This is a genomic window from Acidovorax sp. 99 (genome assembly GCF_003096455.1).
GTDB classification, from domain to species: Bacteria; Pseudomonadota; Gammaproteobacteria; order Burkholderiales; family Burkholderiaceae_C; genus Acidovorax; species Acidovorax delafieldii.
The window spans coordinates 2183907-2202464 of sequence record NZ_QEKU01000001.1; the positions used below are offsets into that span (position 1 = coordinate 2183907).

Here is an 18558-nt window from a genome sequence, read left to right on the forward strand (position 1 = left end):
GTTGTTCCTTGTGGTTGAGGCGCGAATGCTAGTGGATGCGGCCAGGGTGGGGGACGAGCATCCCGGGCGGGTTACGATGCCCCCGCCCCCGCGAGGCACCCCGCACCGCTGCCCAGACCCTCACTGCCATGTTTCCTGCACCCACTTGCCCCTCGTGCCGCCAACCCATGCAGGCACACCGCTTTGCCAGCAACCTAGGCGATTCGCTGGAGCTGGACATCTGCTTTGCATGCCAGGGCCTGTGGTTTGATCGGCACGAGAACCTCAAGCTCACGCCCCAGTCCGTGGTCGAGCTGTTTCGGCTGCTGCACGAGCACCGTGTGGACCAGCACCAGGCCCTGGCCGAGAGCATGGCCTGCCCGCGCTGCAACACCAGCCTGGCCAAGGGTTACGACGTGGTGCGCAGCGGCCGCTACATGGTGTACCGCTGCGGGCGACAGCATGGGCGCTTCAGCACCTTCTCGTCCTTCATGGTCGAAAAAGGCTTTGTGCGCCACATGACGCGCCCCGAGATCGACGACCTGGCCCAACGCGTGGGCGCCATCTACTGCACCAGCTGCGGCGCGCCCGTGGACATCCGCAAGGACCACGCCTGCCCCTATTGCCGCGCCGCGTTCTCCCTCATCGACCCCCAGGCCGTGGTGCGCGCCATGGAGGGTTATGCCGCCGCCAGCGCCAAGGCACCGGTGGCGCCAGCATCGCCCGTGGACATTGGCGACGCCCTGGTGGCCCTGGAGCGCGACCGCGCCCGGGCCGAGCGCGAGCGCCAGAAGCGCGCGTTCACCACGGCCAGCAGCGATGCCAATGACAGCTCGTTCACCGGAGATCTTCTGGCCGCCGGGGTGGCGCTGGTGTGGGCGCTGGTGAAGGACTAGGGATTCAGCGTCGCGCTGGCCGCAAGCCCCGCCAGTGCATTGACATACCGCAGCACGCGCTGCGGTCATTCACGACAGACTGGGGCAGGCCGTTCAGAATGGCCCAAGAACCTGTTGAACAGGCTCTAAGGCCCTTGCCCTGGGCCACATCGCATCCCACCCAACCGTGGCGCCCGCAGCCACTGGAGGAGCGCCCCGTGCCGCAGTCCCCCACCAGACGCCCTGCCCGATCGCCGCGCAGCCCTGCGCCACCGGCGCGTGCGCTCCACCGCACCGGCAGCCTGCTGCAGCGCGCACAGCTGCCCCCCGTGCCCAGCACCTTGCTCATCCCTCTGGCCGCGCGTGCCCACGGTGGGCGCTATTTCCCCTGGCTCGACTGTCACGATGCCGTGGCCCAGGCCTTGCTGACCCAGTTGGGTGCCGATGTGAACAGCACCCTGGACGACCTGCCCACGGTGCTGCATGTGCTGTGGCGCACCCGCGCCATCAAGGAGGCGGGGCGCGCCTTTTTTGCCGAGCACCCGCAAGCCCTGGGCGTCAACCTGGGGTGTGGCCTCACGCACCACTTTCAGTGGCTGGACACGGGGGCCAACCAGTGGCTTGATGCGGACCTGCCTGCGGTGATGGCGCTGCGCAAGCCCCTGTTGCCGCCGCAGTGCCCGCGCATGCGCCATGCCGATCTGGACCTCTCGCAACCCGGCTGGTGGCAGCGGCTCGGGCTGCCCGCGCAGCGCACCGCCCCCCCGGTGCTGCTGGTTTGTGAGGGCGTGTTGATGTACCTGCCGCCTGCGCAGGTGCACGCCGTGCTGGCCGAGTTTGCGCAGCACGCGCCGCCGGGCTCGCGCATGGTGCTGGATGTGATGACGCGCCAGGCCGTGGGTTGCGCGGCCCGCCACGCCAGCGTGGGGCCTACGGGCGCGGAGTTTCGGTGGGGGGTCGGTCGCATGGCAGAGCTGGCGGCCGTGCACCCGCGCCTGCACCTGCTGCGCGAGCAAAGCGTGGCGGAGGGCTACGGCTGGGCCGGTATTGCCATGGACATGTGGTGGCGCCCCTGGCTCGGTGCGCCGCTGTATGGTCTGGCCACGCTGGGGGTAAGGGACGGCCCCCCCTGAGCCGCTTCGCGTCTTCCCCCTGAGGGGGACGCCACCGGTGGCCTGGCACAGCCAGTTCCACGGTGGCGCTGGCGTGGGGCGCGCCCGTTGCAGAGGTTGGCTACGGCCTGAGCGTCAGTGCGCGCATCCATTGGGGCGCCTTGCCCGTCAGCTGCCCCACGATGGCCGCCTGCAGCGGTGGCAGGCGCCGCGCGCCCTGCAGCACCAGTTGCCGCAGCAGGCGGGGCACCGGGCGGGCGTCGGTGTACAGGCGCACGATGGCGTTGGTGCCCTGGTAGATGGGCCAGGCGTGGCGGTGGTGGCCCTGGGCGTAGGGGGCCAGTGCGTCGGCGCTGCCAATGTCCTGCCCGCGCTGGCGGGCGCTGACCAGCGCGGCCGTGAGCCGCTCCACCCCCGCCAGCCCCAGGTTGTAGCCATGCGCCGTGACCGGGTGCATGCCCACGGCGGCGTCGCCCAGCAGCGCGCAGCGGTGGCCCGCAAAGCGCTGGGCATACACGGCCACCAGCGGGTAGGCGTGGCGTTCGCCCACCAGCGCCATGGGTCCCAGCCGGTCGTTGAACTGGGCCTGCACCTGGGTGGCAAAAGCCTCGGGGCTTTGGGCCATCAGCGCGGCGGCGTCGGCCGCGCCCGCCGTGACCACCACCGAGCACAGCGCTTGTCCCGTCTGTGGGTCATCGGGCAGGGGCAGCACGGCCAGTGTGCGGTCGTAGCCAAAACATTCGTGCGCCACGTTGCCGTGGGGCAGGGCGTGGCGCATGCGGCAGACGATGACGGTGCGGCCAAAGTCGGTCATGTCTGCGCCAAGGCCCAGTTGGCGGCGCGTGGCCGAGAAGCGGCTGTCGGCGGCCACCAGCAGCGGGGCGGTGAGGCGCTGGAGCGTGGCGTGGTCGCCAGGGGCCGTGTTGGAGGGCACGCAGTCCAGCTCGGCATGGCCGGGCAGCGTGGCCACGCGGGTGACCTGGGTGCCGGTGAGCAGGCGCACGCCCGGGGTGCTCGCAGCCACCGCGTGGGCCGTGCGCCGCAGCGCGTGGTTGGGCACGATGAAGCCCAGGGCGCCGGGAGCTGACACATCGCCGTGGGTGCCACTGGCCGCGTTCAGTTGCAGCGCGCTGTGGCGGCCCAGCGGGCCGTCGTGCACCTGGGCCTCGGCAATCTGGCCCACCTCGTGGTCGGCCAGGTGCGCCCAGCTGCCCAGCCGCTGCAACGTTGTCCGGCTGGGGTGGGTCAGCGCGATTTCGCGGCCGTCAGGTGCGGGCTGGGCCAGCGCGCGGTCGCCCTGCTGCTCCACCACGGTGGCGGTGAACCCGGCCTGCGCCAGGGAGATGGCCAGCGACAGGCCCGCCGGGCCTGCGCCGACGATAAGCACGTCGCTGTGGTGGGTGGTCATGGCGGGATGAATACAGGGTGACAAGGTGCCCGCCCCGGGTCGGGGAGGCCGCGCGCCATTGTGGGCGGGCGGGTCTGGGCGCGCTTTGCCCTGCGTCAAGCCATGGCGTGGTGGCGCTATCCAATTGATAGCTGCTCAGGCATATGGTTCTAGCGCCTGCGGGCTAAAACAATCGAAACTCAGTCTTTAGCTGCCTTGCGCGGGGTTCTGCTGGACTTCTTTTTGGCCGGGCCTGCCTTCTTGCCGCGCAGGTGCAGCACCCAGGTGACCAGCAGCCACAGGTAGCCCGCCGGGATGCTGTACGCCGCAAAAGCCGCCAGCGACAGTGGTGGTGCGGTGATGGAGCGCGGGTTGGCAATGGTCTCCAGCAACTGGCGCGTGCCGGTGCCCAGCGTGGGCGTGGCGTGCTGGCTGCCCGAGCGGGCCATGAGGGCGCCCATGAAGGTGAAGAACTCCATCAGCAGCGCGCCGATCAGAAAACAGGCCAGCAGGGCCATCAGCTGTGCAAACGCTCGCCGGTTGCCCTTGGCCAGGAACACGATGGCCGACACCAGCCACAGCGCGGGCAACAACAGGACCAGGGCGGGCCAGGCGGACAGAAGAGTGGACATGGGAGACACGGCAGGTAGCAACAGGCAGCAGGGGCCGCTGGTGCGGGCACCAGCGATTCATCGGCAGGGCGCCTCCAGGAAGGCGGTCGAGTGCGGATGATAGAGGCTGCCTGTCACCGGCTGATTCCGGCGGGTCGCGCGACCCGTCTGCCACCACCGGCCGACGCTTACGCCGCCACAAAGTCGGCCACGGCCTGCAACACCTCCGCCTGCTGCAGGATCTTGCGGTGCCCCAGCCCCTCGGTGGCCAGCAGCGTGGCGCCGGGGATGTGGTCGCGGTAGGCCTCGCCGTCGGCAAAGCGGTTGATGCGGTCGCCCCGGTCGTGCACCACCAGCGTGGGCAGGGCAATGCGCGGGCCCACGGCCGGGGGCTCGAACTGGCGCATCAGGATGCCTTCGCGCGCCTCGATGCGCCGCTGCATGGCCGCGCGGGTGCGCTCGGACAGGCCGAACACCTGTGCGAACAGGCGCGTGTACTCGTGCGGCGAGGCGGGCGGCGCCAGCAGCACCAGGCGCCCGGTGGCCAGACCCCGGCTGGCCGCGTGGGCCGCTGCGTTGGCCGCCAGGGAATGGGCCACCACGGCGTGGGGCGCCGAGTCCTGCGCGTGCAGGCGGGCCGTGGTGTATTCGATGGCGCGGGCGAACTGCGGCAGGTTGCTCACACGGCCCCGGCTGCCGCCGTGCGCGGGCAGGTCCACCAGCACCGGGCGCAGGCCGCGCGCGGTCAGGGCGTCGGCCAGCGGCAGCATCTGGCGCGCATGGCCGCCCCAGCCGTGCAGCAGCAGCACCGTCTGGCCGTGCGGCTGGGCCTGGGGCAGGTAGAGCGTGATCTCGGCGTCTTCAAACGCCAGGCGCTCCGTGCGCCAGTGGCCTGGTGGCACGGCGTTGCGGCCGGGTTTGCGCAAGGGCAGGGGCGTGCCAAACAGGCGGTAGGCCGCGCGCACGGCCAAGGTGGGCCACAGGCATTCGGCCGTGCCCAGCGCTGCACGCAGCAGCCGCATGCCCGGGTGCTCGCCATAGAAGCTGGACGTGGCCTGCAGCGCGGTGGAGGGGGAGTTGTTCATGGTGGGGCTCCAGGTAGGAGGGGATGGAGTGGAGCGGGCGCGGCTCAGTAAAAGATCCAGTCCCGGTTGCTGCGCGGGAGGCTGGTGAGGGTGCTGCGCAGCGACCGGATGGCGCGCGCTGCAGCCGCGATGGCGGCAATGCCCAGGATGATCAACATGGTGGTTCCTTTCTTCGCACGGTTGTGCGAAATTAGGGCAATAAAAAACAAGAGGCCTCCATCGCGCACCACCCGATGTCAGGCGGGGAGAGGGAGGTAGCTCTTGACGAGGCGCGCCCAGGACGCCTCGGTGCGTGCCACTGCCTGCGGATCGCGCAGGAAGCGAACGTCGTGCAACAGGCCCATGATCAGGGAATAGATTTCGCCCACCAGCTGGTCGGGCGGGGTGTCGGCCGCCAGATGCCCGGCCTCGATGGCCTGCAGCACCGTACGGCGCAGGGCGGCGCGCCAGCGGGTGATCTCGGCGTGCAGCAGGTCGCGCAGCTCGCCCTCGCGGTCGTCCAGCTCGAAGGCGCCGGCGGTGTAGATGCAGCCCGTGAAGGCCTCCACGTCGCGCGTGCGGGCAATCCAGCGGCGCATGATGTCCTGCAGACGCGGCAGGCCCTTGGGTTGCTGCATGGCGGGCACAAACACGTCGGCCAGAAAGCGGCGGCCAAACTCTTCAATCACCGCCTTCTGCAGCGCCTCGCGCGAACCGGCGCGCGAGAACACGCCGCTCTTGGACAGCCCCACGCGGTCGGCCACGGCCTGCAGCGTGATCGACTCAAGCCCCTCGGCCGCAGCCAGGTCCAGCGCCGCGCCGACGATGGCGGCGCGGGTGAGTTCGGCTTTCTGGGTCTTGGCGTCCATGGCTGCAATTTAGCACGATTGTGCGAAATAGCGCAATCCCCCGTGCTGTCAACCGGGCGACGGGTGCGGCTGGCCTCTGCCGGGCGCCGCTGGTACGCTGCGTCGCCATGGAGACAACACACACAACCCCGCCTTACATCCCCCAGATCCGCCTGTACCAGAACTGGCTGCGCGACCAGCGCGGTCTGCAGTTCGACAGCTACGACGCGCTGTGGCGCTGGTCCACCACCGACCTTGACGCCTTCTGGCAGAGCATCTGGGACTACTTCCAGCTGCAGTCGCCCACGCCCCACACGGCCGTGCTGGCAAAGAACACCATGCCCGGCGCTTTGTGGTTCCCCGGTGCGCAGGTCAACTACGCACGCCAGGCGCTGCGGCATGTGGATGCCGCCCACGCGGCGGGCCTGCCCGCCATCATCAGCCGCAACGAAAAGGGCCAGCATCGCGAACTGAGCTGGCCCGAACTGCGCCGCCAGGTGGCGTCGCTGGCGCTGCACCTCAAGGCCCAGGGCGTGACGCCCGGCGACCGTGTGGCCGCCTACCTGCCCAATGTGCCCGAGGCCATGATCGCCTTTCTGGCCACAGTGAGCATTGGCGGTGTGTGGAGCATCTGCGCGCCCGATATGGGCACGCATGCGGTGCTGGACCGCTTTCGGCAGATCGAGCCCAAGGTGCTCATCGGCGTGGACGGCGTGAGCTATGGCGGCCGCGACCACGACCGCCGCCCCGTGCTGGCCGAGCTGCGCGAGGCCCTGCCCAGCGTGCAGCACGCGGTGCTGCTGGGCAATCTGGATGCTTCTGTTTCGATAGCTGGATGGGCAGGCTGGACTAGCGCTACCGCCCGAAATGACGCTGAAACTGCGGCTTTCGAGCCGATGTGGCTGCCGTTTGACCACCCGCTGTGGATCGTCTATTCCAGCGGCACCACCGGCCTGCCCAAACCCATCGTGCACGGCCACGGCGGCACGGTGCTGGTGGCGCTGCAGCTCAAGGTGCTGCACAACGACATCGGCTGCAGCTACGAGGCCAACAGCTTTGGCGAGCGCTACCACTGGTACAGCTCCACCGGCTGGGTGATGTGGAACGCGCAGCTCAGCGGCCTGCTGTCGGGCACCACCTGCGTGATCTACGACGGCAACCCGGGCGGCAGCAAGGACCACCCCAACTGGGGCGTGCTGTGGCGCTTCGCGGCCGAGACGGGCGTGACCTTCTTCGGAGCGGGCGCGGCGTTCTTTGCCAACTGCATGAAGGCGGGCATCACGCTGGCCGACTATGGCGACCTCACGCGCGTCCGCGCGCTGGGCACTACCGGCTCGCCGTTGTCGCCCGAGGTGCAGCAGTGGGGTACGGCCCAGTTTGAGGCCATCGGCACGCACGATATCTGGTGGAACAACATCTCCGGGGGCACGGATTTCTGCGGCGCCTTCATCGGCGGCAACCGCGAGATGCAGCAGGTGCCCGGCGAGATGCAATGCCGCATGCTGGGCGCGGCCGTGGAGTCCTGGGACGCCGAGGGCCGCCCCGTGCAGGACGCCGTGGGCGAGCTGGTCTGCGCTCAGCCCATCCCGTCGATGCCTTTGTTTCTGTGGGGCGACAAGGACGGCAGCCGCTACCTGTCGAGCTACTTCGACATGTACCCCGCAGGCCACGGCCGCCAGCCCGGCGGTGGCGACGGCCCCGCAAGCATGGGCGCGGTCTGGCGCCATGGCGACTGGCTCAAGATCGGCGCCAACGGCGGCTGCGTGATCTATGGCCGCTCTGATGCCACCATCAACCGCCACGGCCTGCGCATGGGCACGAGCGAGATCTACAGCGCGGTCGAATCGCTGCCCGAGGTGCTCGACAGCCTGGTGGTGGACCTGGAGTACCTGGGCCGCGAGAGCTACATGCCGCTGTTTGTGGTGCTGCGTCCCGGCTACGCGCTGGACGATGCCCTGCGCGCGCGCATCAATGGCGCGGTGCGCACGGCGCTGAGCCCGCGTTTTGTGCCCGACGACATCTTCGCCGTGGCCGAGGTGCCGCGCACGCTGAGCGGCAAGAAGCAGGAGCTGCCCATCAAGAAACTGCTGCTGGGCCAGCCCATCGAAAAGGTGGTCAACAAGGACGCGATGGCCAACCCGGGGTGCCTGGACTGGTACGTGGCGTTTGCGGCGCAGCGGGTGAGTGTGCTCCAAAAATAATAGCTGCTAACGCTTATTGAATAAGCACTAGAGCCTTTTTTGATGCAAGAGTGAGTGCGGCACCGAGACGTGCTGCGCCTCAGGGGGTCAATCCAGCTTCGCCCCCGATGCCTTGATCAGCCGCTCCCACACCGGGCGTTCCTTGTTCATGGCGGCAGTGAACAACGCCGGTGAGCTCTTTTGCACGTCAAAGCCCATGGCCGTGATGCGCTGGGCCACATCGGGATGCTCGGTGGCCTTGCGCACCTCGGCCGCAACGCGCTCCAGGATGGCGGGCGGGGTGCCTGCGGGGGCGCCAAACGCCAGCCAGCCCGCCACGCGGTAGGCCTCGTCGTTAAGACCCTGCTCGCCCAGTGTGGGCACGTTGGGCAGCGTGCCCATGCGGCGCTCGCCGCTCACGCCAATCGCCTTGAGCTTGCCGGCGTCGATGTGCGCCTTCACCTGCAGTGCACTGGCAAAAGCAATCTGGATCTGCCCGCCCAGCAGGTCTTGCACCATGGGCGCCTCGCCCCGGTAGGCCACGTGGCTCATGTCGGCGTTTTGCGACTGGCTCATGTACGCGCCGGCCAGGTGCGGGTAGGCACCCGTGCCGTACGAACCATAGGCCACCTTGCCTTTGTTGGCGGCGATGTACTTCAGCAGCTCGGGCCCCGTGGCCACCGGCACGCTGGGGTGGGCTACCAGCACCAGGGGCGCGATGGCGATCTGGTAGATGGGCGCGATGTCTTTCTCGGGGCTGTAGGGCAGCTTGGTGTACAGGAACTGGTTGGTGAGCATGGAGTTGCTCAGCGCCAGCAGCAGCGTGTAGCCGTCCGGCGCGGCCTTGGCCACCGCGTCGGTGCCGATGATGCCGGCTGCGCCGGGCTTGTTGTCGATGACCATGGGCTGGCCCAGGCCCACCGCCATCTTTTCGGCCAGCACGCGCGCCAGCACGTCGGTGGCGCCGCCGGGAGCGAAGGGCACCACCACCTTGATGGGCTTGCTGGGGTAGGCAGCCTGCGCCCAGGCGGCAGTGCCGGTGCAGGTGGTGGCAGCGGCCAGCGCGGCGGCGCCGAGCCAGGAACGGCGGGTGATGGCGTGGAAGGGCATGGGTTTGTCTCCTGTCATGGTTATAAAAATCACTCTGCGGGCTCCGCGATGCATGGTGGCGGGCCGGGGCCTGGCTGTCACGCCATGGGCTTATGCGGTCTGGGGGCTCCCTGCGGCGGGGGCGGTGGTGATGCGCACGGTGAGGGGCAGGGGCGCGAGCACTTCGCGCAGGCGGGCCTGCAGCGTGTCAGCGTCAGGGCCCGGGGCCACGGTCACGCGCACGGCGTTGTCGCCCTCGGGCTGTACCTGGGAGCGGGGGCTGCCTGGGGCTTCTGCGCACACGCTATCCACCAGCGCCTGCACCGTGTGGCAGGCGGCGCGCTGGCGCAGATCGGGCTTGTAAATCTTGCCCACATTGGTCACTGGCATGGTCTCGATCACCTGCACCCAGCGCGGGCGGGCCACAGCCTCGTCCACGCGCTCGGCGGTAAAGGCCATCAACTCCGCTTCGGTCACCTGCTCGCCGGGCCGCAGCGTGGCGTACACCACGGGCAGCTCGCCCGCATAGGCATCGGGCGCACCCACGGCGGCGCACAGCTGCACGGCGGGGTGGGCGCCCAGCGCGTCTTCGATCACCTTGGGGTCGATGTTGTGGCCGCTGCGGATGATGAGGTCCTTGGAGCGGCCGCTCAGGTGCAGGCGGCCCTGCTCGTCCACAAAGCCCAGGTCGCCCGTGGCCAGCCAGCCGTCGTGCGTGAAGGCCTTGGCGGTGTCGGCCGCGTCCAGAAAGCCCGAGAACAGGTTGGGCGACTGGAACAGCACCATGCCCGGCTGGCCGGGCGGCAGGTCCTGGTCCGACGCATTGCCCTGCGCATCCAGCGCCACCACACGCAGCTGGGTGTAGGGCAGCCGCCAGCCCACGCAGCCTGCGGGCGCGTTCACGCCGGGGGGCGTGATGGTGGAGATGCCCGCCATCTCCGTCATGCCCAGGCTTTCGTGGATGTGCAGGTTAAACAGGCGCTCAAACCGCGCCGCCAGCTCGGGCGCCAGAATGGCCGCGCCGGTGCGGCAGTAGCGCAGGGTGGAAATGTCGGCCCCGTCCAGCGGCACATTGGCCAGCGCCGCCAGCACCGTGGGCACGGCCGACAGGTAGGTGCAGCGGTAGCGCTCCACCAGCCGCCAGTAGTTGGCAATCACCTCGCGGTTGCGGAACAGGCCGGTGGTGGGGATGATGGTCTCCACCCCCGCAGACAGCGCCGCCAGCGAGCCGGGCAGCACGCCCGCCACATGGAACAGCGGGTAGCCGTTGATGCCCACGTCCTCGGGCCGTATGCCCTGCATCTGCACGCTGCCCCAGGCGGTGAACACCTGCGCGCCGTGGCTGTGGCGCGCCAGCTTGGGCGCGCCGGTGGTGCCGCCGGTGTGGAAGTACGCGGCAATGTCGCTGGATGCGATGCGGCGGCCGCTCACCAGGTGGTCGCCAGGGTGCTGGTGGCGCGCGGCCAGGTCCAGCACGCCAGCGGGCAGGGCGGGCGCTGCTCCCGGCGCCTCATCGTGCGGTGCCACGCGCAGCACCGTGGTCAGCGTGGGCACCAGGGCGCGCAGGCGCAGGGCCTTGCTCCAGTAGCCAAGGTCGCCCTCGCCGCCGTAGGCAATCAGCACCTTGGCACTGGCCAAGGTCATCATGGCCGCGATCTTCTCGTCGGTGAGCATGGGGTTGAGCGGCTGCACGATGCCCGCCGCCTCGCCGCCCCACAGGGCCAGGTGGTATTCGAGGCAGCCGGGCAGCAGCACGGCCACGGCGTCTTCGGGCCCCACGCCCAGGTGGTGCAGCAGGTTGGCCGTCTGGTGGATGCCGGTGAGCAACTGGGCGTACGACCAGCGGATGGGCTCGGCTGCCGGGTCGGCCGTGGGCAGAAAGGTCAGCGCCGTCTTGTCGCCAAACGCCGCCGCCGAATTCACAAAGATTTCGTAGGTGCTCTGCACGGGCAGCGCCTCGGCCAGGGGGCGGGCTTCGATCCGCTGCACATCCTGCAGACTGCGCACCGGGGCACCGGGGGCAAAAGGCAGGTGGAGCGGGGGCATCTGAGGGAGGCGCATGGCGTGTCTCGGGTCTTATCTCGGGTCTTGTGGGGGAGGTCGGGTCGGTCACAGGGCGGATGCGGCATCGTCCTACCCAGCCGCGCCCGCCGCGTGGCCACAGTCTGTCTGTGTGCCGGCGCAAAAGCAGTCACGCAGATGTCAGAGAGGGTTAACGATCCCCTGCGGTGCGGCACACCCATAATGGACCTTGTTGATTGCCACTGCGCGCGCCGCCGCGCGCCTTCCCTCCATGAACACTCCGCAGCCGCCCAAACGTTTTTCGATGATCCGTGAGTTCCACCTGGCCGACTGGTTCACGCTGGGCAATGCGGTCTGCGGCGTGGGCGCGCTGTTCTCGGTCATGTCGTACCTGGAGACCAGCAATGTGGTGCACGTGTACTTTGCATGTGCCCTGGTGCTGGCCGCGCTGATCTTTGATGTGCTGGACGGCCGCATCGCCCGCTGGCGCCAGAAAAGCTCGGCCATGGGCCGCGAGCTGGACTCGCTGGCCGACGTGATCTCGTTCGGCGTGGCCCCGGCCATCATTGCCTATGGCTGCGGCATGCAGGGCCTGTACGACCGCATCGTGCTGGCCTACTTTGTGGCCTGCGGCGTGTCGCGCCTGGCGCGCTACAACGTCACGGCCGAAACCCTGTCGGGCGACGACGGCAAGGTCAAATACTTCGAGGGCACGCCCATCCCCACCTCCATCGTGCTGGTGGGCCTGCTGGCCCTGGCCGCCTGGCTGGGGGCAGTGCGCGAGAACCTGTGGTTCGGCAAGCTGCTGATCGGCGGCTTCACGCTGCACCCGCTGGTGCTGCTGTTTGCGCTGTCGGGGTCGCTGATGATCAGCCGGATTCGCATTCCGAAGCTCTGAGCCGCTGGCTGGCGCGTCCTTTCTTTGTGGATGTTGAACCCCATGGCACTTCAAAAAATCGCTGCGTTCTCCGACGGCACCCAGGGCGGCAACCCCGCCGGTGTGTGGATCGGTGAACAGCTCCCCAATCCTGCTGACATGCAGCGCATTGCTGCCGAGGTTGGCTTTTCTGAAACTGCCTTTGCCGCCCTGCTGGGCGATGGCCGCTGGCGCGTGCGCTATTTTTCGCCCGAGAGCGAGGTACCGTTTTGTGGCCACGCCACGATTGCCCTGGGCGCCGCGCTCGCGCAGCGCGAGGGCGACGGCGTGTTTGCGCTGTCGCTGAGCCAGGCCGAGATCACGGTCGAAGGCCGTCGCGCGGGCGATCTGGTGCAGGCGGCGCTGCAGTCGCCCCCCACGCGCAGCGGGCCTGTGCCTGCTGGGCTGCTGGCCGATGCGCTGGCCCTGTTTGGCCTCAGCGCGGCCGATCTGGACCCGCGCATACCGCCCGCGCTCATCCACGGCGGTGCGGACCACCTGGTGCTGTCGCTGCGCAGCCGCGCCGCACTGGCGGCCATGCACTACGCGCTGGACGCGGGCCGCACGCTGATGGTGAACGCGGGGCTCGTCACCATCGTGCTGGTGTGGGTGGAGTCGGACCGCCTGCTGCACACCCGCAATGCCTTTGCCTCGGGCGGCGTGCTGGAAGACCCGGCCACGGGCGCCGCCACGGCCGCACTGGCGGGCTACCTGCGCGACCTGGGCTGGCCGCACGGCGGTGCCATTGACGTGGTGCAGGGCGAAGACATGGGCATGCGCTCGCGCCTGCGGGCCGAGATCGGGCCGGTGGCTGGCAGCTCCATCCGCGTGTCGGGAACGGCGCGGTGGATGGGCGATGGCGAATGATCTTTGCTATTGAAAATATAGCTACTGGCACATGATTCACTAGCGCTACCGACCAATTTGTGCAGAAAGCGGGCCAGCCGAGCACGTGGGGCTCTGTGCGCCCCGCCCGGTCTCCCGCTCAGGCGCTGATCTCGTCCTGGAGCCACTGCACAAAACGCAGCGTCTCCGGTGACGGGTCCGGCGCCATGCCCAGGTAGTGCCGCGTCAGCGGCAGCCGCAAGTTGGGCAGCGGCGATACCAGCCGCCCCGAGGCCAGGTCGTGGGTGATCAACGACACCGGGGCCACCGCAAAACCCAGCCCATCCACGGCGGCCTGCAGCACAAAGTGCAGGTGGTCAAACTGCAGGCAGCTGGCGGGCTGGATCCTTGGCGCGTTCACCAGCTTCTTCCAGCTTTCCCAGTCCTTGCTGCGCGATTTGGACAGCAGCAGCACATGGGCCGACAGCGCCTCGGGCTGCGCCACCGGGCGCTGGGCGAACAGGGCAGGCGCGCCCACCACCAGCGCCTCGTCCTCCAGAAACGGCTGCACCTGCATGCCCGGCGGCCAACCGCGTGGGCCGCGCCGCAGGGCCAGGTCGAAGGCCTCGGTGGCATGGTCTGGCGCCAGCGTGCTGGTGATGACCTGGGGTTCGATGTCCGGATGCTGGGCCACAAAACCCGGCAGCCGGGGGATCAGCCACCGCACCGCAAAGCTGGGCCGCACATTGATCTTCACGCTGCGCAGCCCGGCATCGCCCCGCAGCGACTGAGCGGCAGCGCCGATCTGCGCGAGCGCAGGCCCGACCTGTGCGTGGAACTGGTGGCCCGCCGCGGTGAGGAGCACCTGCCGGGTCTTGCGCTCGAACAGGTCCACGCCCAGGTGAGCCTCCAGCGCCTTGATCTGGCGACTGATGGCGCTGTGGGTGACGTGCAGCTCCAGCGCGGCGTGGGTAAAGCTCTGGTGGCGCGCCGCCGCTACAAAGGCGCGAACGGCGTTCAGCGGGGGCAGGCGGGGTGGCATGCGTGCAATTTTGTCACGCATGGCGCGCAGCAATATCGTTTGTCGCGCCCGGCACTGCCGCGCACCATGCGGGCCATGCCACAGCCTTCAGACCACACCTTGGCCTCAGACCACCACTCGCGCCGCGCCGCCTTGGCGCTCGGCCTTGCACTGCCTGGGGACACGGTGCTCTACCTGCTGCTGCCGATGTTTGCCCCGGCGTTTGGCGTCACCCTGTTCGAGGCGGGCATTCTTCTGGCCGCAAACCGCCTCGTGCGCATTGCGGGCTACGGGGCGGTGGCGCGGTTCTATGCCCGCCATGGCGAGCGTCTCACCTGCTCGCTGGCCGTGCTGGCCGCCGCCGCGTGTGCGCTGGGGTACGCCACCCTCAGCGGCTTCATCGCCTTGTTGGGCCTGCGGCTGCTGTGGGGCCTGGCCTTTGCGGCGCTGAACCTCGCGACGCAGGCGCTGGCCACGGCCGAGCCTGTGGGCGCAGCGCGACGCGCCGGGCAGTCGCGCGCCTTTGCAGCGCTGGGGCCCATGCTGGCCCTGCCTGCGGGGGGTGTCTGCGCGCTCTGGTGGGAGCCCCGGGCGATCTTCTGGGTGTTTGCCGCCGTCGCGTTGTGCGCCTTGCTGGCCACGCGGCATTTGCCCGCCCAGCCGCATACTCTGCCGCCACCGCCAAAGCGCTGGGACAGGTTACCGGGTCGCCTGGACCGCTTTTCCTTCGTTGAGGGGTTGGTGCTGGACGGCCTGTTCATCATCGGCCTGTCGTACCTGGGCCGCGATGTGCTGTCGGGCCATCCGGTGGTTGTGGCGGGGATGCTGCTGTCGGTCCGCTATCTGGCCGAGATCGCGCTGAGTGTGGTGGGTGGCGACCTGGCCGAGCGCTATGGCGCCGAAGTGCTGCTCGTGGGTTTTGCGGTGCTCACGTCGCTGGCCCTGGTGGGTTTTGGCCTGGGGTGGCTGTGGACCAGCGCACTGGCCATCGTGATCTTGCGAGCCCTGCTGCTACCCCTGTTGCCGCCGCTGGTCGCGCGCCGCACACCGGGACCGGGGCGCATCCAGGCGCTGGCGACGCGGTCGGTGTGGCGAGACCTGGGCGCTGGTGCAGGCCCGGTGCTGGCGGGTGTGCTGCTGCCCATTGCGCCGTCCGCCTGGGTGTATGGCGTCGCAGCCTTGCTGCTGTCGGCCACGGCCATCGCCTGCTGGGCGCCGCGCGGCGGCGGATGAGGCGCGGACCGGCCGTCGCCCCTTTTTTTACAACCTTCCGTTTTGGAGAAGTCCCCGTGAACATCCACACCACATTGATCCGCTGTGCCGGTGGCACCGTTGACCTGCCCGCGCGGCCCATGAACCACCGCACCGATGGCGGGCACGTGCTTGTCCACCCTCCGCGCCCCGTCTGGGACCGCAGCGAACTGACGCCCCAGGAGCTGGGGCATTGGTCGTGCCTGGTGGCCGCAACGGGCCGGGCCATGCTCGACACCTTGCCGCAGCTCGCCGGTGGCTGCCTCAATTACTGGGATGCGGGCAACAACGCGCTGAACCTGCTGGCCCATCCCCAGGGGCCCAAAACGCCCGCACTGCATCGCAAGATGCACCTGCATGTATTTGGGCGAAGCCCCCGGGCCACCCACCCGGACTGGCTGTGGGGCGAACCACCCCGGTTCCCGAATTTTGCGCAGTCTGAGGCCTGGACCGCGCAGTTCACACGGCTGGAGGACGATGAAGGCGGCGCGCTGGGTGCGCGCATTCAAGTGTTGCTGGATACGCGGTACGCACTGAGTTGGGTTGGCTGACAACACACGTCTGCAAAAGAATTGCTATCAAAATAGCAGCATCGAGCGCTTGTTAGTAAAGCGCTAGGCCGTGTTTTTATGAAAACTCTTTTGTCACTGGTACTACGCGACCACAGGCCGCCGGTTCACCAGCACGATGCCTGCCGCCACCAGCACCAGTGCCGCCACCAGCCCGGGCGTCACGGGCTCACCCAGCCACAGCGCGCCAAACAGCAGCGCAAACACCGGCGTGAGGAACACAAACACCGAGATCTTGGTGGCCGGGTAGTGCGCCAGCATCCACATCCAGGCGAGGTAGCTCACAAACGCCCCCACCAGCGCCTGCACCAGCAGCGAACCCCAGGCAAAGCCGCTGAACTGCCAGACCCAGACCTCGCCCAGGCCCAGCGATAGCACTGGCAGCACCGCGGTGCTTACCGCCACTTGATAGAAAAGCTGCTTGGCAGGCGCCACCCGCGCCAGCGGCGTGGTGCGGATGACCACCGTGGTCAGCGCCCACATCAGGCCTGCGGCCAGTCCTAGCAAATCTCCCAGCCAGCCTTTGGGCAGCGCCGTGCTGGCATGGCCCAGCAGCCCGTCGCCCAGCGCCAGCCCCACGCCCACAAACGCAGCGGCCAGGCCCAGCCACTGCCAGCCCTGCAGGCGCTCACCGGGGATGAAACGCGGCAGCAGCAATGCCACCCAGAAGGGCGACGCATACAAGAACACCGTGAGCCGCGAGGCGGTGGTGTACTGCAGCCCCAGGTAGATGCACGCAAACTCGCCGGCAAACAACGCCCCCGCCAGCAGTCCGGCACGCGTGGCCCCGGCGGGCTCGCCCGCGCCGGAAAGGCCTACACCACGCCACAAGCACCAGCCCGCTACCGCGACCGTGGCCAGCGCAAAGCGCACAAAGGCCTGGAACACGGGCGCCACCTCAGCCACCGTGGCCTTGACCAGCACCTGCTGGAAGCCCCAGAACATGCAGCAGGCGAGCAGCAGGGAGATAGCCAGGGCGTCGATGTGTGTTTTGCGGGTGGAAGGCATCGGCGCATTATCAAAGGGCGCGGTGGGTCTGCCGGTCTCCTGGGTGCATCCGCTGGCCTTCTTGCAGTCCGCTGTGAATGCCGAAAAAGCGCATACGGACGCTTACACAGGCCCACGGTACACTTTGCGCCTTCTGAAACAGGTTACCGCGCTCCTTTTTCCTATCCCCCCTCATGGCCCTTACGACGGCGGCGCAGTCCCGCTCCAGCTTTGACCTCAAGAGCGCCTCGCTGCCAGTGGTGGCGGTGTTGCTCAAGACCACCGACGCCGCCCAGTTCGTAGCCGATCTGGCCGAGCGCGTGGCCGACGCCCCGGGATTTTTTGACAACGACCCCGTATTGATCGACCTGGCGCCCGTGCGTGAGGCCGAAGCACCCATCGACTTTGCTGCCATCGCAGCCGCGCTGCGCCAGCACAACACCCTGCCCGTGGCCGTGCGCGGCGGCAGCACTGCCCAGATGGAGGCCGCGCGCGCCGCGGGGCTGGCCGCCGCACCCGACGCGCCTCCCGCGCGTGCAGAGGCGCCAGCGCCGGTGCAGGAGGTGGTGCGTGAAGTGATCCGCGAGGTTGAGGTGGAAGTGGTACGCGAAGTGCCCATGCCCGGCCCCGGCACCGTGGTGGTGGACAAGCCCTTGCGCTCCGGCCAGCAGGTCTATGCGCGCGGCGCCGATCTGGTGGTGATGGCCGTGGTGAGCTTTGGCGCCGAGGTGATTGCAGACGGCAACATCCACGTTTATGCCCCGCTGCGTGGCCGCGCAATTGCCGGTGCGCGGGGCAACACTGAAGCCCGCATCTTTTCGACCTGCCTGGAGCCGCAACTGGTCTCCATTGCAGGCATCTACCGCACCACCGAGACCGAGCTGCCTGCCGATGTGCGCGGCAAGCCGGCCCAGGTGCGGCTGGAAGGCGAGAAGCTCCTCATCGAGCCGCTGGCCTGACCCCTTCATTCCCCATTCGTACCAACCCCACAGAGAATCAGCAACACATGGCCAAAATCGTCGTCGTGACCTCCGGCAAAGGTGGCGTGGGCAAGACCACCACCAGCGCCAGCTTTGCCACCGGCCTCGCCCTGCGCGGCCACAAGACCGCCGTGATCGACTTTGACGTCGGCCTGCGCAACCTGGACCTCATCATGGGCTGCGAACGCCGCGTGGTGTACGACCTCATCAACGTCATCCATGGCGAGGCCAACCTGAACCAGGCGCTCATCAAGGACAAGCAGTGCGACAACCTGTTTGTGCTGGCCGCCAGCCAGACACGCGACAAGGATGCGCTCACGCAAGATGGCGTCGAGAAGGTCCTCAAGGACCTGGCCGCGATGGACTTTGAATACATCGTCTGCGACTCGCCTGCCGGCATCGAAAGCGGCGCCCTGATGGCCATGCACTTCGCCGACGAGGCGCTGCTGGTGACGAACCCCGAAGTGTCTTCGGTGCGCGACTCCGACCGTATCCTGGGCATGCTGGGCAGCAAGACCAAGCGTGCGATTGACGGCGGCGAGCCCATCAAGGAACACCTGCTCATCACGCGCTACAACCCCAGCCGCGTGCAGGACGGCCAGATGCTGAGCCTGGAAGACATCCAGGACATCCTGCGCATCAAGCTGATCGGCGTGATTCCCGAGTCGGAAGTGGTGTTGCAGTCGTCCAACCAAGGCACGCCCGCCATCCATGCGCAGGGCAGCGATGTGAGCGAGGCATACAAGGACGTGATCGACCGCTTCCTGGGGCAGGACAAGCCGCTGCGTTTCATTGACGCCGAAAAGCCCGGCTTCTTCAAACGCCTGTTCGGGAGCAAATAG

General features: G+C 68.5%; 17 protein-coding genes. 9 read left to right on the forward strand and 8 right to left on the reverse strand.

Annotated features, from left to right (window positions below):
• The first annotated feature begins 128 nt into the window (after positions 1-128).
• On the forward strand, positions 129-875 hold the full coding sequence (locus C8C95_RS10250; protein WP_116748520.1) for a zf-TFIIB domain-containing protein: 747 nt from the start codon (positions 129-131) through the stop codon (positions 873-875).
• Positions 876-1072: 197 nt separating this feature from the next.
• Positions 1073-1987, forward strand: a complete 915-nt coding sequence (locus C8C95_RS10255) for a class I SAM-dependent methyltransferase (RefSeq protein WP_243415673.1) — start codon at positions 1073-1075, stop codon at positions 1985-1987.
• Between the two features lie 100 nt (positions 1988-2087).
• On the opposite strand, the gene ubiM is transcribed toward C8C95_RS10255, so the two are convergent.
• The 4 genes from ubiM to C8C95_RS10275 form a co-directional block, all read right to left on the reverse strand.
• Positions 2088-3374: a 5-demethoxyubiquinol-8 5-hydroxylase UbiM gene (ubiM, locus tag C8C95_RS10260; RefSeq protein WP_116748521.1), complete on the reverse strand. Its 1287-nt coding sequence runs from the start codon at positions 3372-3374 to the stop codon at positions 2088-2090.
• Positions 3375-3553: 179 nt separating this feature from the next.
• Positions 3554-3985: a hypothetical protein gene (locus tag C8C95_RS10265; RefSeq protein ID WP_116748522.1), complete on the reverse strand. Its 432-nt coding sequence runs from the start codon at positions 3983-3985 to the stop codon at positions 3554-3556.
• Between the two features lie 167 nt (positions 3986-4152).
• A complete protein-coding gene (locus tag C8C95_RS10270; RefSeq protein WP_116748523.1) occupies positions 4153-5049 on the reverse strand; it encodes an alpha/beta hydrolase in 897 nt (298 codons plus the stop codon).
• Between the two features lie 236 nt (positions 5050-5285).
• On the reverse strand, positions 5286-5897 hold the full coding sequence (locus C8C95_RS10275) for a TetR family transcriptional regulator (protein ID WP_108626226.1): 612 nt from the start codon (positions 5895-5897) through the stop codon (positions 5286-5288).
• Between the two features lie 107 nt (positions 5898-6004).
• On the opposite strand from C8C95_RS10275, the gene C8C95_RS10280 reads away from it, so the two are divergent.
• Entirely contained in the window at positions 6005-8077 is a 2073-nt protein-coding gene (locus C8C95_RS10280) for an acetoacetate--CoA ligase (protein ID WP_116748524.1), read from the forward strand.
• 87 nt (positions 8078-8164) lie between these two features.
• On the opposite strand, the gene C8C95_RS10285 is transcribed toward C8C95_RS10280, so the two are convergent.
• Together C8C95_RS10285 and C8C95_RS10290 are read right to left on the reverse strand one after the other, a co-directional pair.
• Positions 8165-9166 carry a tripartite tricarboxylate transporter substrate binding protein gene (locus C8C95_RS10285; RefSeq protein ID WP_116748525.1) on the reverse strand — a complete coding sequence of 334 codons (1002 nt, stop codon included), beginning with the start codon at positions 9164-9166 and terminating at the stop codon, positions 8165-8167.
• Between the two features lie 90 nt (positions 9167-9256).
• Entirely contained in the window at positions 9257-11206 is a 1950-nt protein-coding gene (locus tag C8C95_RS10290) for an acyl-CoA synthetase (RefSeq protein WP_116748526.1), read from the reverse strand.
• A 232-nt stretch (positions 11207-11438) separates the two neighbouring features.
• On the opposite strand from C8C95_RS10290, the gene pssA reads away from it, so the two are divergent.
• Positions 11439-12065: a CDP-diacylglycerol--serine O-phosphatidyltransferase gene (gene pssA, locus C8C95_RS10295; RefSeq protein WP_043565028.1), complete on the forward strand. Its 627-nt coding sequence runs from the start codon at positions 11439-11441 to the stop codon at positions 12063-12065.
• A 42-nt stretch (positions 12066-12107) separates the two neighbouring features.
• Positions 12108-12950, forward strand: a complete 843-nt coding sequence (locus C8C95_RS10300) for a PhzF family phenazine biosynthesis protein (protein WP_116748527.1) — start codon at positions 12108-12110, stop codon at positions 12948-12950.
• Positions 12951-13068: 118 nt separating this feature from the next.
• Here C8C95_RS10300 and C8C95_RS10305 read toward each other — a convergent pair whose 3' ends face one another.
• Positions 13069-13950 carry a LysR substrate-binding domain-containing protein gene (locus C8C95_RS10305; protein WP_116750233.1) on the reverse strand — a complete coding sequence of 294 codons (882 nt, stop codon included), beginning with the start codon at positions 13948-13950 and terminating at the stop codon, positions 13069-13071.
• Between the two features lie 66 nt (positions 13951-14016).
• Between C8C95_RS10305 and C8C95_RS10310 the strand changes: the two genes are divergently transcribed.
• Entirely contained in the window at positions 14017-15162 is a 1146-nt protein-coding gene (locus C8C95_RS10310; RefSeq protein ID WP_116750234.1) for an MFS transporter, read from the forward strand.
• 56 nt (positions 15163-15218) lie between these two features.
• A complete protein-coding gene (locus C8C95_RS10315; RefSeq protein ID WP_116748528.1) occupies positions 15219-15731 on the forward strand; it encodes a hypothetical protein in 513 nt (170 codons plus the stop codon).
• Between the two features lie 102 nt (positions 15732-15833).
• Here C8C95_RS10315 and C8C95_RS10320 read toward each other — a convergent pair whose 3' ends face one another.
• On the reverse strand, positions 15834-16757 hold the full coding sequence (locus C8C95_RS10320; RefSeq protein ID WP_116748529.1) for a DMT family transporter: 924 nt from the start codon (positions 16755-16757) through the stop codon (positions 15834-15836).
• A gap of 173 nt (positions 16758-16930) precedes the next feature.
• Here C8C95_RS10320 and minC point away from each other — a divergent pair, with 173 nt between their 5' ends.
• Positions 16931-17695 (forward strand): septum site-determining protein MinC, encoded by a 765-nt coding sequence (gene minC / locus C8C95_RS10325; RefSeq protein WP_056057065.1) that lies wholly within the window; start codon positions 16931-16933, stop codon positions 17693-17695.
• Positions 17696-17742: 47 nt separating this feature from the next.
• The gene (minD, locus tag C8C95_RS10330; RefSeq protein WP_056057067.1) at positions 17743-18558 is read left to right on the forward strand and encodes a septum site-determining protein MinD; all 816 of its coding nucleotides are present in this window, start codon (positions 17743-17745) and stop codon (positions 18556-18558) included.

What these genes read in the sequence shown, in the direction of transcription:
- C8C95_RS10265 (WP_116748522.1), bottom strand. Translation starts at nt 3,985, where the DNA reads ATGTCCACTCTTCTGTCCGCCTGGCCCGCCCTGGTCCTGTTGTTGCCC.
- ubiM (WP_116748521.1), bottom strand. Translation starts at nt 3,374, where the DNA reads ATGACCACCCACCACAGCGACGTGCTTATCGTCGGCGCAGGCCCGGCG.
- minD (WP_056057067.1), top strand. Translation starts at nt 17,743, where the DNA reads ATGGCCAAAATCGTCGTCGTGACCTCCGGCAAAGGTGGCGTGGGCAAG.
- C8C95_RS10305 (WP_116750233.1), bottom strand. Translation starts at nt 13,950, where the DNA reads ATGCCACCCCGCCTGCCCCCGCTGAACGCCGTTCGCGCCTTTGTAGCG.
- pssA (WP_043565028.1), top strand. Translation starts at nt 11,439, where the DNA reads ATGAACACTCCGCAGCCGCCCAAACGTTTTTCGATGATCCGTGAGTTC.
- C8C95_RS10270 (WP_116748523.1), bottom strand. Translation starts at nt 5,049, where the DNA reads ATGAACAACTCCCCCTCCACCGCGCTGCAGGCCACGTCCAGCTTCTAT.
- minC (WP_056057065.1), top strand. Translation starts at nt 16,931, where the DNA reads ATGGCCCTTACGACGGCGGCGCAGTCCCGCTCCAGCTTTGACCTCAAG.
- C8C95_RS10290 (WP_116748526.1), bottom strand. Translation starts at nt 11,206, where the DNA reads ATGCGCCTCCCTCAGATGCCCCCGCTCCACCTGCCTTTTGCCCCCGGT.
- C8C95_RS10280 (WP_116748524.1), top strand. Translation starts at nt 6,005, where the DNA reads ATGGAGACAACACACACAACCCCGCCTTACATCCCCCAGATCCGCCTG.
- C8C95_RS10320 (WP_116748529.1), bottom strand. Translation starts at nt 16,757, where the DNA reads ATGCCTTCCACCCGCAAAACACACATCGACGCCCTGGCTATCTCCCTG.
- C8C95_RS10300 (WP_116748527.1), top strand. Translation starts at nt 12,108, where the DNA reads ATGGCACTTCAAAAAATCGCTGCGTTCTCCGACGGCACCCAGGGCGGC.
- C8C95_RS10275 (WP_108626226.1), bottom strand. Translation starts at nt 5,897, where the DNA reads ATGGACGCCAAGACCCAGAAAGCCGAACTCACCCGCGCCGCCATCGTC.
- C8C95_RS10310 (WP_116750234.1), top strand. Translation starts at nt 14,017, where the DNA reads ATGCGGGCCATGCCACAGCCTTCAGACCACACCTTGGCCTCAGACCAC.
- C8C95_RS10250 (WP_116748520.1), top strand. Translation starts at nt 129, where the DNA reads ATGTTTCCTGCACCCACTTGCCCCTCGTGCCGCCAACCCATGCAGGCA.
- C8C95_RS10285 (WP_116748525.1), bottom strand. Translation starts at nt 9,166, where the DNA reads ATGCCCTTCCACGCCATCACCCGCCGTTCCTGGCTCGGCGCCGCCGCG.